Here is an 11,797-nt window from a genome sequence, read left to right as displayed (position 1 = left end):
CCGGGGTATTACCTCCGGGACCTTCATTATAGCGTTAATACCTTTTCTTACAGGTGTATTGCTTCACCGTACGCAACCTCAATGGCATCTTTCACAGACTCACTCATAGTTGGGTGTGGGTGGATAGAATCCAGCACTTCCTGGTAAGTAGTCTCCAGCTTACGTGCAGTTACAGTCTGGGCAATAATTTCGGTTACATTCGCACCGATCATATGGGTACCCAGCCACTCGCCATACTTAGCATCAAAGATCACCTTGACAAATCCTTCAGGCGCACCGGCAGCAGTTGCTTTACCGGATACAGTGAATGGGAATTTACCAACCTTCACTTCGTAACCAGCTTCTTTCGCTGCTTTTTCGGTGTAACCAACAGAAGCAATTTCTGGTGCGCAATAAGTACAACCAGGAATGTTCATATAGTCAATAGGCTCAGGTTTGTGCGCATATTTCTTTTCGTTGTAACCGATCGCCTCGAGACAAACGATACCCTCCTTAGAAGCTACGTGTGCCAGTGCCTGGCCAGGAACCATATCACCGATAGCGTAAATGCCAGGTACATTTGTCTGGTAGTACTTGTCTACCAATACACGGCCCTTGTCGGTCTTTACGCCTAATGCTTCCAGGCCCAGGTTCTCGATGTTAGCCTGAATACCAACGGCGCTCAGTACTACATCTGCTTCCAGGGTGATTTCGCCGGTTGCAGTCTTTACTTTCGCTTTCACGCCCTCACCGTTTGCTTCTACAGCTTCAACAGATGCATTGGTCATGATTTCGATACCTTTCTTCTTGTAGATCTTTTCCAGTTCTTTAGAGATATCCTCGTCTTCAACCGGAACGATGCGCGGCATGAATTCAACGATAGTCACCTTGGTACCCAGGGTAGCGTAGAAATAGGCAAACTCAACGCCGATAGCGCCGGAGCCTACTACGATCATGGATTTAGGCTGTTTAGGCAGTACCATTGCCTCACGGTATCCGATTACTTTCTTACCATCAATTTTCAGGTTAGGCAGTTCGCGGGCGCGGGCACCAGTGGCCAGTACGATGTGCTTAGCTTCGTGTACTGCGACTTTGCCGTCCTTATCTGTAACTTCTACCTGACCTTTAGCTTTCAGCTTACCGGTACCCAGCAGAACGTCAATTTTGTTTTTCTTCATCAGGAACTGTATCCCTTTGCTCATCTTGTCTGCAACACCACGGCTGCGCTTGATAACTGCATCAAAATCAACGCTGCTTTCTCCTGCGTTGATTCCATAGGCCTTGGCATGCTGTATGTATTCCAGTACCTGTGCAGATTTTAACAATGCCTTGGTAGGGATACAACCCCAGTTCAAGCAAATACCGCCCAGGTTCTCCCTTTCAACGATTGCCGTCTTAAATCCCAGCTGAGAAGCACGGATAGCAGCCACATATCCACCGGGGCCACTACCAATTACGATTACGTCGTATGCCATAATGCTTAATTTTAATTAAAACTGGCCAAAGGTAGTAAAAAAATGTGCAATTGCTAGTATGCAATTAATCACATTGTTGGTGAGCCTGCGGCAGCAAAGAAGGCTTCTTTTTTATGGGCTGACGCCCAATGGTGGAACTTAGTGACAATGACCTTGGGGTGGAGCCTGTGGCAGCAAAGAAGGCTTCTTTTTTATGGGCTGACGCCCGCGTAATGAAAATGCTCGTTTTTGCCAGATTTGCGGCATCTCTCCCCAAAAAAACAGAAAAAGCCCGGCCAATATAAGCCAGGCTTTTCTTTTCTTCTTAATCGAAGATCCATCAATATCTTATCGCAGATCCACTACCTCTACCCCCGGATACTTCTTAGGATCAAAGCTAAATGTCGCATCCGTCAGGTTCGTATTAGGTGTGAAATTGGTAATCTCGTATGTGTAACGGTTTCCGTTCTTCTCAAACATTTTCATCTTCGAAATGTTCTGGTTTTTCTTGTCAATTGACACAATTACCTTGAAAACATTCTTAGACTTGTCTGTAGGCGTCATCTCAATATTCTGATACACCTTACCCTTCTCAGTAGTCTCTGCATCCAAACGGTACAGATAATCCTTATCGTAGAAGTTGGTAAACAATTTAGCAGGTGTGAGCTGTGTGCTACCCTGATCTACATTGTTGATTGTCACCTCATTAGCATCTTTCTGGTAGGTCCAGGAAGTCTTGTTATCGCTAATGATCTCCTGACCCTCCAGGTTTACTTTATACTTGCTGCCTTTTACATATACAGTTCCTTTCTTGGAATCTGCCACACTGTTATTGCCCCCTTCTACTTTCAATACGAAGTTGGCTACCACTGTCTTGAAGGTTGAAAACTTCTTGCTAACATTATCCAGGATCACCTTTGCTTTCGGGTCATTCGCACCCAGGCTGCCTGTTCTTGTCTGAGCTATGCCGCTCATTGTTACACTCCCTGCCAACATGCTCATGAATAAAATTTTCCTCATTACGGTAAGTTTTTTTATTGTTGTAGTAGTAAAAACAAATGTTATGCCGGGACCTGCCCGGATTGTTAAGATTGTGCCAAAAAGGCGCAATATGCCTCTTCAGCCTGCTTTAAATGCCTGGGTTTGTTTAAAACCCCTTACGGTTTAGCCCGTTTAAAATAATCAGTTCTTTTAAAAGCCCCCGCCCAGGTCGTTTAAGATCATTTCAAGGTCAGTTTCCGTTTTCACATTCACCTCCCTGGCCTTGCTGCCCAGGTTCGGGCCTACTATACCAGCAGCTTCCAACTGATCCATCAGTCTGCCTGCCCTGTTATAACCCAGTTTCATCCTGCGCTGCAACAAAGAGGTAGATCCCTGCTGATTTTGTACGATGACCCTGGCCGCTTCTTCAAACAGGGGATCCCTGTCCTGCAGGTTCACTTCCTTGCCTTCCAGATCCTTCTCATCCACATATTCCGGTAAGAGATAAGCTTCGGGGTAAGAGCGTTGTTGCCCAATGAATTCCGCCACTTTTTCCACCTCAGGGGTATCCACAAATGCACATTGCAGGCGCACCAGTTCTCCTCCTAATGATACCAGCATATCCCCCTGCCCTATCAGCTGTTCTGCACCACCTATATCCAGGATGGTACGGGAGTCGATCTTGCTCGACACCTTGAAGGCGATACGGGCCGGGAAGTTCGCCTTGATGGTACCCGTGATAATGTTTACTGATGGACGCTGGGTAGCGATGATCAGGTGAATACCTACCGCACGGGCCAATTGGGCCAGACGTGCTATTGGCATTTCCACTTCCTTACCCGCCGTCATGATCAGATCTGCAAACTCATCGATCACCAGTACTACAAATGGCAGGTAGCGGTGTCCCCTTTGCGGGTTGAGCCTGCGCTGTACGAATTTATGGTTATACTCACGGATGTTACGGGTACCCGCTTCTTTCAGCAGGTCGTAGCGTAAGTCCATTTCTATACACAACGCATTCAGGGTATGAATTACCTTTTTGGTATCAGTGATAATGGCATCTTCTTCGCCCGGTAACTTGGCGAGGAAGTGCTTCTCGATCAATTTATAGAGGGAGAGCTCCACTTTCTTGGGGTCTACCAGGATAAACTTGAGCTGGGAAGGATGTTTTTTGTACAGCAGGGAAACCAGCAGGGTATTGATACCCACAGATTTACCCTGACCCGTAGCACCTGCCATGAGCAGGTGAGGCATTTTGGCCAGATCGGCAATGAAGTTTTCGTTGTCAATCTTTTTACCAATTGCGATAGGCAGGTCCATATTGCTCTGCTGGAACTTTTCGGAAGCCAGCAGGTTGCGCAGGGATACCATACTCTTTTTCACATTTGGTACTTCTATACCAATCGTTCCTTTACCGGGAATAGGCGCAATGATACGGATACCCAGTGCTGACAGGCTCAGGGCAATGTCATCTTCCAGGTTTTTGATACGGGAAATGCGCACACCGGCTGCCGGTACAATTTCGTACAGGGTAACAGTCGGCCCCACAGTTGCACTGATCTTCTGGATAGAAATATCGTAGTTTTTGAGGGTGCTGATGATCTGGTCTTTGTTTCTATCCAGTTCAGCAGCATCCTGCACCACTTTTTCTGTATTATGGTTGTCAAGCAGTTCCAGCGAAGGATGTTTGTAATCGCGGAGATCCAGTGATGGATCGTAAGGATCCAGCTGAACCGCTTCGCCTACGGTGCCGGTAGTTTCTGCCAGCTCCTCATCGGGTTCGTCTTTGCTGGGCTTGATTTCCCAGGCAACATCTAATGGTGCATTGTTCTTTTTATTGTTGCGGGCATTGGTTTGCTCCACGGTTTCTTCGATGTACAGCAGTGGACCCGGATCTTCTTCCTCTTCTTCTTCGGTGAGTTCTTCTTCTACAACAGGTGGGGTGACTGTCAAGGGCATGTTTTTTTCCACCAGCTTCATGTCTTCCATTTCCGGTTCCTCTACGGCAGGCGCGATCACGGTGGTGCTGTTTTCTTTCAGACCATTTTTACGGCCCGGATCTTTTTTCACAGGGGCTACAGGCACTTCCGGTTCCGATTCCACGTCTTCCAGCTGTGGCTTAGGTGGTTTTGGTTTGCGCAGTACCCATTTGAAATCCAGGTTGTACTTCCAGATACACCAGGCCAGGCCAGCTACCATCAGGAGCAGGGCAGCACCGGCAGTACCGAGAAAACCAGAGATCCATTTGCTCACGGCATCGCCCATGGCGCCCCCCCAGGCAAATTCTGCTGCCGCAAGACCTGCTACGAATGCAGCAGTGGTGCTGATGAACAGTAAACCAAAGAGGATATATTTAACATTGCGCCATACTCTGAATACGCGGCGGCCAACGATGAAGTTGACACCGAGAATAAAGAACAGGTAGCAAAAAAGATAAGAGGCAACGCCAAATCCTTTGTAAAAAAACCAATGGGAAACAAATGCACCTAAACGACCGAGGAGGTTTTCCACTTTTACAGCATCGTTGTCCATGAGCAGGATGTTGGCACTGTAACGGAATACTTTGTCCTGGTCTTCCTGCCAGGTGAAGAGGTAGGAGGTGAAAGCAAGAAAACAGTAGAGGGACAATAAAAGGCATATCACCCCCAGGACTTTGTGGGTGCGCTCATCTTTTACCAGCTCTTTTACTTTTACCTCAGCTTCTTTTTCCTGTTTCAATACGTTGGGGTCATTAGCACGAGGAGGCTTTTTGCTGTCTGGTTTTTCAGTTTTTAGTTTGTTCTTGGACATATTCTATTGCGCTCCAAAATTAAGGCCACAGGTTGATATATTAAGAATTAATTTTCATATATACCTGAAAATGGCTACCAAGGGGGCCTGCGGCAGCATGGAAGGGCAGCTTTTTTTATTTGGCTTCGCCATTGAGGCGGAATTTTTTGCAGTGGCCATTTACCAGAGGAATTTTTGCAATAGCCATTTACTAGAGGTAATTTTTTGCAATGGCCATTTACCAGAGGGATTTTTTGCAATGGCCTTTTACCAGAGGAATTTTTGTAATGCCCATTTACCATTGGCATTTTTGCAATGGCCATTTGCAATTGAGCTTCAATATTTTCAATAAAAAAAGGCTTTGCTTTACAGCAAAACCTTTTTCCTTTAAATATTTTCAATCATTAATCTTCATACAACAACCACACCCACTTCGCCATGAACTCCATCACCATCGGTTGAATCGTCTCATCCAGCGTACCATATTCCTCTATTCTGCACGTCGTACACTGCTGAAACAAATGATTCAACCCTGCAAAATTCCTCATGGTCAGCAACTCATTTCCGCCTGTTTTCAATCCGGCCTGAATACCCTGTAAATTGCTGCTGGCGTCCGTCTCTACATCCCTGCCACCATTCAATGCCAGCACCGGGCATTTGATCTTCGCCAGGTAAGGCGCCGGATCAAATTTCAGTAGCGACAGCGCCCTTGGCCGGGTATCTGCCGCATATACTTCGCGTACAAACTGCTGTTTGCCCGCTACATTCGTGCTATCTCCGAAACGGTTGTATACCAAACCTAAATAGTTATAAGCAATCGTCTTACGGGAAAGGGTATCCTTCTGATTCACCAGTACTTTCAGGTAAGGCTGATAAAACCCTTTATAATCCCTGATACGATCTTTCGAATCTCCATAAGATGCCGCCGTCGTCATCATCCTGTTTATATACTGCGTCTGCCCATCTACCCCTGGCGCAGCCATCAGCATCAGGTAAGCAATCATTTTATCATTCGCAGCTACCATTTCAGCCACAGCACCACCTTCGCCATAACCCAACAATCCAATTCCCACAGAATCAATATCCTTCCTGCTCCTCAAATAATCAAGGGCAGCCTGCACGTCATTGGCCAGGTTACCAACACTGGCAGAATCATAATTCCCGGTGCTATTTCCTATACCACGCTGATCGAATCGTAAGGTTGCAATACCTCTTCTCACAAAGTAGTCTGCCAGCACGGCAAACGGGCGATGTCCCAGAATTTCATTGTCCCTGTCCGGATGTCCTGCACCGGGAATGAGTACAATTACTTTAAAAGGTTCCTGTGCTTTGCTACCCGGTTTGGTCAGTGTGCCACCCAGAAGTACTTTATCAATCTTATTGACAAATTTAATGTCTTCGGTATCGTAGGCAAACGGTGGCTTTGGCGTCTGCGGACGCTCTGCCGGCAAATCGTCTTCCTTCACTTCCTTACGGGAAAAGTAAATGCTCACCCTGTTGTTCACCTGGTAGAAGAACCCGTTGTAAGTATTACGGTTCGTCCATGCGCCCATAAACACCACGCCGATGCGGGGAATGGAAAACTTCAGACTATCGTTGGTGAGGGCTACGGTATCCATGTCTACAGGTGCATCCTCCTCATCAGGATTTACCATCTGCCCTTCCCACTCACCATCTACTTTGTCGAAAGTGAGTACTAATCTTTGTTTCTGCCCCTGCGGGGTTTTCAGAATACCATACCATTTCCCGCTAATGTCAGGACCGGATTGTGCAAATACAAATCCGCCCAGGCATATACCCAGGCAGGTCAAAATCACATATCTAAGCATACGTTCTTTTATTTCTTAATTACCGCCAGCAGCAGGCAAGCCCATCCCGCGATGAAGAACACCCCACCGATTGGTGTGAGAATACCAATTATCGAAGGAATATCTATTTTAGCGAATTTCACCAATGTCATCAGGTAAAGGGAACCTGAAAACAGGATCACGCCGGTGATAAAGCAGCGCCCGGCCCATTGTGCAAGGGAACCTGGAATATAAACATATAGCAATGCAACTGCTATTAAAGCAAAAGCGTGGTAGAACTGGTAAGTTACGCCTGTCTTGTAAGCCCTGTCTAAAAATTCCTTTAGTTCCGGCGTAGTAGCCAGTTCGTTAAACTTATGTGCACCAAAGGCACCCAGTATTACGCCCAATATGCCAAATACCGATGCCCAGATTAAAAAGCCCTTATGCATTATTGTTCAGTCTTTTGGTAAATGTTTCTAATGTTACGCTGTCAGATTCAGCTATTGTAATTTGTGCCTGTTGATAAAAAGGCTGCCTTTCGGCCAGTTTTTTCTCTACAAATGCCAGTATCTCTTCATCCGGCAAATCCGCTATCAGCGGTCGTTTTGCCTTCTTGCGCTTCAGGCGGTCTACGATCAGGGGCAGTTCCGGGTTCAACCAGATAGTGATACCTCTTTCATTCATCACATCCATATTATCCTGGAAGCAGGGCGCCCCTCCCCCACAGGAAATCAGGAAATTGTCTTCTTCAGACAGCTCGCGCAGCCAGAAACTTTCCCTTTCACGGAAATAATCTTCGCCTTTGGTAGCGAAGATATCACTGATGGACATTTCTTCTGATTCTACAATTACATCGTCCAGGTCATAGAATGGTAACTCAAGATGCTCGGCCAGCTGTTTACCCCAATAGGACTTGCCGGCACCCATAAAACCTAATAAAAAGATCTTCAAGCAGTGTATATTTAAAGTGATGCATTAAATGGTCCAGGATAGGCACAGGCCGTCCGCAATAATATATTGCAAAGATAGCCGGGCTTTTTTATCTGCTTTGTTAAAATTACAGTGCATAAACCCATATAATTGATATGGGAATGGCTCTAACTGCATATTTTCCTTAAAATCAACCTTTCCCAGGCCATACCATTTGAACACTGCCTCTTTGGCGCTCCAGCAAATAGTCTTGTGAGCCAGGGCATTGTCCGGATCAATAAATTTCCGCTCCCTGGGTGACAGGAACTTATGGGAGACTTTGTCAATTTTGTCGTTCATGCGCTCAATATCCACTCCTACCGCACTATCCTCGCTCACAATGGCAGCTACAAAATCGCCACAGTGAGAGATAGAAAAGTGTAAACTATTACAGCTTAATACAGGTTTTCTGCTTTCCATGATCTGGATACTATCCAAAGGGAAGTCAGGATATAGTTCCGTCAACAGGTAACGGCCAGCAAAATGCTGCAGGCGTTTATGCGGATGATGTATGGCCGGGGATATGTTCACCCTTTTCCTGAAGAAGGTTTCGTCCTCTCCGATCTGCCAGACTCCCAGCCGGCTGCCGGGAGATATTTGTATCGTACGTATTAATGGCATATCTTGCCAAATTAATACTAAATAACCAAAAACAACTTACCCGATCTATGATCCTGTCAGACAAAAGGATATTGGAGGAAATTGAAAAAGGCACTATTGTCATTTCGCCTTACGACCGGAAGTATCTCGGCACTAACTCTTACGATGTACACCTGGGCAAGTATATGGCTACTTACAAAGACCGTGTACTGGATGCCCGTTCGCACAACGAAATTGAACATTTTGAAATTCCCGAAGAAGGATTTGTACTGCAGCCGGGTACACTGTACCTGGGTGTGACAGCCGAATATACCGAAACGCACGCTCATGTACCTTTCCTGGAAGGGAAGTCGAGCACAGGGCGACTGGGAATCGATATTCATGCTACAGCAGGTAAGGGTGATGTTGGTTTTTGTAATACCTGGACACTGGAGATTAGCTGTGCACAACCGGTAAGGATTTACGCAGGAATGCCGATCGGACAGTTGATTTATTTTGTAGTGGAGGGGGATGTAGAGACTTTCTATAATAAGAAGGGGAATGCAAAGTATAATGGGAGAACGGTGAGACCGGTGGAGAGTATGATGTGGAAGAATCAGTTTTAAGTTTTGTTTTAAATATATTATAAAAACGCTTTTGCCTTGCGGCAAAAGCGTTTTTGTTTGAGGAGCGGGACTTGCCGCCGGATTGAGATTGTTTTAAACTGTCTGAGGGCGAGACCTGCCACCGGCTTAAAATTGTTTTATGCTGTTTGAGGGCAGGGCCTGAGCTTATTTTAAGCTGTTAATCCAGGCTGCTATCTTCAGCGCATCCGCTCTCGGTACCTGCGGCATTGGCGCCATTTCTGTCGCATAGTCCGGCCAGTTCTGTGGCTTTGGATTCGCAATCAGTTTTAAGATCTGCTCGCTGGTGTATTTCCTTTTTGCGATGTCTTTATAAGCCGGACCTACCTGGCGCTTGTCAGGATTATGGCAGGCAAGACAGGTATATTTGGCAAGCAAAGGTTTTACTTCTTCAAATGAAGGCGCTTTTTTCGCAACAGCAGGTGCTGTTGTAACAGCAGCCTTTGCAGGCGTAACCGCCGCCGGCTTTTTCACCTTCTCTGAATTGTATGTGCTCACCTGGCTTACAGACAGCTTTGCACCCTGTGGAATATGATGCAGCGTATAATAACCATTGTTGTGAATCAATGAATAAAAATGCTCCTTCTCTCTCACACCATCCAGCACAATATTGTGTACATAATCCAGTCGCAGACTATCCACAATGATTCTTGCCTTCAATCCATCTTCAGATACCTTCACACCCTTTACAGGACACTGCCCCATGTTTACCATCGGACTTCCATACACCGCATGATACTTGTACGTGAAATTCTCCACATGGTAAGAAGCTAAATCTTCTGCAGATTTTCTATCAACCGGCAGTGTAAATTCAATCTCAAAACCATCCGGCATTGCCTTGATCGTTTTCATTTCAAACGGCATCTTTTCATTCCATACCAGTCTTTGCAAACCTTCATTTGCATCACCGGCAGAACCCCAGCCACGGTTGGTTTCGCCTACAAACAAGGTATTACCGTCTTTAGACCATGCCATTCTCAATACACCTGACTGGAAACCCTGGCGGAAGTCAAAAGATACCCCCTGGTATTCTCCATCTACCTTCTCCATCACCACACGCATGATCTTACTCTGGCCCTGATCACCTACCAGCAGCTGGCCAGAGAAAGGACCAAAGCTACCTTCAGGAACAGGTACAATCTCAGAGTTGGAAATACCCTGTATACCATGTGGCAGAATCACCGCCGGCAGCTGTAAATCTGGAATTTCTTTCTTCACATCCATCAGGGTCACAAATTTTTCATTCACCACATTCTCTGGTTTGATATAACGGCCTTCTGCATTTTTTACCCGGCGGCCATCTACCAGCGAAAAGAATTGCTTTTCCGTTACCTTCACCGGCGAATTTGGTTCCTGTGACCAACGTAAGCCCGCAGGGTGGCCGATGAAAGCACCTTTCTTCACCTGCCATACGCCACCGGAGCCTACCCAGTCGCCCTGGTTCTCTGAATAAAACAATTCGCCATTGATCATACCCAATCCGCATGGAGAACGGAAACCAGTAGCATACGGCTCCATATGCCCATCTTCAAAGATGTGCATCATCCAGCCTCTCCAGGGTACACGGCTCTCCCCTCTCCACCATTCTTCGTCACCAAAGGCAACGTTGCCAGATACAAAGAAAGATCCGTCAGGTGCCAGTTTAGGGCCAAAGCTATATTCATGATAGTGACCAGACAGCGGCCAGGCATATACTGTTTCGTATACATCAGCCTTTCCGTCCATATTGGTATCCATTAGTTTTGTGAGTTCCCCGCGCTGTGCGCAATACAACGCGCCGTCTTTGTATACCAGTCCTAAAATCTCGTGCAGGCCGCTGGCAAACTTTGTCCAGTAAGGGTTACGGCTGTCAGGTGCGTGTACTAACCAGATATCGCCTCTGCGGGTAGATACACCCAGGTCACCATTTGGCAATACACACAAGCCACCTACTTCCAGCAGGATCCCTTCGGGGGCTTTCATTTTTAAAATCTTAAAGTAGTCTTCTTCTTTCGGCGTTTCCTGTGCCTGTGTGGCCATCGAGGTTACAGCCAGCATCATGCCGCAAAGCACCGCCTTTTTTAATATGTTTTTCATGTGCAGGATTCAAAAGATTAAGGAACGATTAGAAAAGAATGGCATAGCTCAGTTTACCGTGAACAGGAATGATCATTTCCTTTCCTCCGGCTGCATCACGGATCAGGGGCTGTTCATTGCCGGTATTTTCCAGTTGCAGGTAATAGGCTTTGCCATCTACGATGTACAGATCTTTTGAAACAGGTTCTATTGTGTTACCTGCTACAATCTTTGCATACAGTCCATCTACCGGGTTGGCGACGGTTATTTCGCGATGTACGCCATGGCCTTCTGAGAGCACACGAACTTCATCGGTTACAGCAGTGCCATAGATGAGGTATTTGAAGGTAGGGCGATCTTTGTCATCCAATACATAACCCTTGGGGCGATAACCGGTACCGGTGGTATCTGTGAGCCAGGTCGCCTGCGCGTTGGCGAGTTTGGCCAGGGTAAGGGAAGGTTTGCCTAAAGTCTGCACGGTGCCACGGGGGCGGGAGGTTCCATTCCCCCTGTCATGCCACATAGGGGTGGCGTCGAGGAAACCACCTCTCCATACCTGTGCCAGCATGCCTCTGTC

Annotated in this window: 10 protein-coding genes and 1 pseudogene; 2 read left to right on the top strand and 9 right to left on the bottom strand. The window is 46.6% G+C overall.

Features of this window, described 5'->3' with window-relative positions; all coding sequences use genetic code 11:
* Nucleotides 1-47: 47 nt before the first annotated feature.
* The 3 genes from lpdA to ABDW16_RS03425 all read right to left on the bottom strand — a co-directional run bounded on the left by lpdA (nucleotide 48) and on the right by ABDW16_RS03425 (nucleotide 5,204).
* Nucleotides 48-1,454 (bottom strand): dihydrolipoyl dehydrogenase, encoded by a 1,407-nt coding sequence (gene lpdA, locus ABDW16_RS03435; RefSeq protein WP_343667719.1) that lies wholly within the window; start codon nucleotides 1,452-1,454, stop codon nucleotides 48-50.
* 327 nt (nucleotides 1,455-1,781) lie between these two features.
* Complete coding sequence (locus tag ABDW16_RS03430) at nucleotides 1,782-2,453, bottom strand: outer membrane lipoprotein carrier protein LolA (RefSeq protein ID WP_343667718.1); 672 nt, start codon at nucleotides 2,451-2,453, stop codon at nucleotides 1,782-1,784.
* 171 nt (nucleotides 2,454-2,624) lie between these two features.
* The gene (locus tag ABDW16_RS03425) at nucleotides 2,625-5,204 is read right to left on the bottom strand and encodes a DNA translocase FtsK 4TM domain-containing protein (protein ID WP_343667717.1); all 2,580 of its coding nucleotides are present in this window, start codon (nucleotides 5,202-5,204) and stop codon (nucleotides 2,625-2,627) included.
* A gap of 70 nt (nucleotides 5,205-5,274) precedes the next feature.
* On the opposite strand from ABDW16_RS03425, the gene ABDW16_RS03420 reads away from it, so the two are divergent.
* A complete protein-coding gene (locus ABDW16_RS03420) occupies nucleotides 5,275-5,535 on the top strand; it encodes a hypothetical protein (protein WP_343667716.1) in 261 nt (86 codons plus the stop codon).
* 52 nt (nucleotides 5,536-5,587) lie between these two features.
* Here ABDW16_RS03420 and ABDW16_RS03415 read toward each other — a convergent pair whose 3' ends face one another.
* Genes ABDW16_RS03415 through ABDW16_RS03400 form a run of 4 tightly spaced genes read right to left on the bottom strand, consistent with a single transcriptional unit; the run spans nucleotide 5,588 to nucleotide 8,563 of the window.
* Nucleotides 5,588-7,012: an alpha/beta fold hydrolase gene (locus ABDW16_RS03415; protein WP_343667715.1), complete on the bottom strand. Its 1,425-nt coding sequence runs from the start codon at nucleotides 7,010-7,012 to the stop codon at nucleotides 5,588-5,590.
* Nucleotides 7,013-7,020: 8 nt separating this feature from the next.
* Nucleotides 7,021-7,422 carry a DUF423 domain-containing protein gene (locus ABDW16_RS03410; RefSeq protein ID WP_343667714.1) on the bottom strand — a complete coding sequence of 134 codons (402 nt, stop codon included), beginning with the start codon at nucleotides 7,420-7,422 and terminating at the stop codon, nucleotides 7,021-7,023.
* A complete protein-coding gene (locus ABDW16_RS03405; protein ID WP_343667713.1) occupies nucleotides 7,415-7,924 on the bottom strand; it encodes a shikimate kinase in 510 nt (169 codons plus the stop codon). Before ABDW16_RS03405 ends, ABDW16_RS03410 begins: the two co-directional genes overlap by 8 nt.
* A gap of 24 nt (nucleotides 7,925-7,948) precedes the next feature.
* The gene (locus ABDW16_RS03400) at nucleotides 7,949-8,563 is read right to left on the bottom strand and encodes a 4'-phosphopantetheinyl transferase superfamily protein (protein ID WP_343667712.1); all 615 of its coding nucleotides are present in this window, start codon (nucleotides 8,561-8,563) and stop codon (nucleotides 7,949-7,951) included.
* Between the two features lie 47 nt (nucleotides 8,564-8,610).
* On the opposite strand from ABDW16_RS03400, the gene dcd reads away from it, so the two are divergent.
* A complete protein-coding gene (dcd, locus tag ABDW16_RS03395; protein ID WP_343667711.1) occupies nucleotides 8,611-9,147 on the top strand; it encodes a dCTP deaminase in 537 nt (178 codons plus the stop codon).
* A gap of 165 nt (nucleotides 9,148-9,312) precedes the next feature.
* Here dcd and ABDW16_RS03390 read toward each other — a convergent pair whose 3' ends face one another.
* Together ABDW16_RS03390 and ABDW16_RS03385 are read right to left on the bottom strand one after the other, a co-directional pair.
* Entirely contained in the window at nucleotides 9,313-11,241 is a 1,929-nt protein-coding gene (locus ABDW16_RS03390) for a c-type cytochrome (protein ID WP_343667710.1), read from the bottom strand.
* A 28-nt stretch (nucleotides 11,242-11,269) separates the two neighbouring features.
* Nucleotides 11,270-11,797 (bottom strand): annotated as a pseudogene (locus ABDW16_RS03385) (DUF1080 domain-containing protein); the annotation flags it as partial.

This window comes from Chitinophaga sp., from assembly GCF_039596135.1.
GTDB lineage: Bacteria > Bacteroidota > Bacteroidia > Chitinophagales > Chitinophagaceae > Chitinophaga.
The sequence above is the reverse complement of the archived record's forward strand: the minus strand, read 5'-3'. Positions and strand labels throughout refer to the sequence as shown.

What these genes read in the sequence shown, in the direction of transcription:
- dcd (WP_343667711.1), top strand. Translation starts at nt 8,611, where the DNA reads ATGATCCTGTCAGACAAAAGGATATTGGAGGAAATTGAAAAAGGCACT.
- ABDW16_RS03415 (WP_343667715.1), bottom strand. Translation starts at nt 7,012, where the DNA reads ATGCTTAGATATGTGATTTTGACCTGCCTGGGTATATGCCTGGGCGGA.
- ABDW16_RS03430 (WP_343667718.1), bottom strand. Translation starts at nt 2,453, where the DNA reads ATGAGGAAAATTTTATTCATGAGCATGTTGGCAGGGAGTGTAACAATG.
- ABDW16_RS03390 (WP_343667710.1), bottom strand. Translation starts at nt 11,241, where the DNA reads ATGAAAAACATATTAAAAAAGGCGGTGCTTTGCGGCATGATGCTGGCT.
- ABDW16_RS03420 (WP_343667716.1), top strand. Translation starts at nt 5,275, where the DNA reads ATGGCTACCAAGGGGGCCTGCGGCAGCATGGAAGGGCAGCTTTTTTTA.
- ABDW16_RS03425 (WP_343667717.1), bottom strand. Translation starts at nt 5,204, where the DNA reads ATGTCCAAGAACAAACTAAAAACTGAAAAACCAGACAGCAAAAAGCCT.
- ABDW16_RS03400 (WP_343667712.1), bottom strand. Translation starts at nt 8,563, where the DNA reads ATGCCATTAATACGTACGATACAAATATCTCCCGGCAGCCGGCTGGGA.
- lpdA (WP_343667719.1), bottom strand. Translation starts at nt 1,454, where the DNA reads ATGGCATACGACGTAATCGTAATTGGTAGTGGCCCCGGTGGATATGTG.
- ABDW16_RS03410 (WP_343667714.1), bottom strand. Translation starts at nt 7,422, where the DNA reads ATGCATAAGGGCTTTTTAATCTGGGCATCGGTATTTGGCATATTGGGC.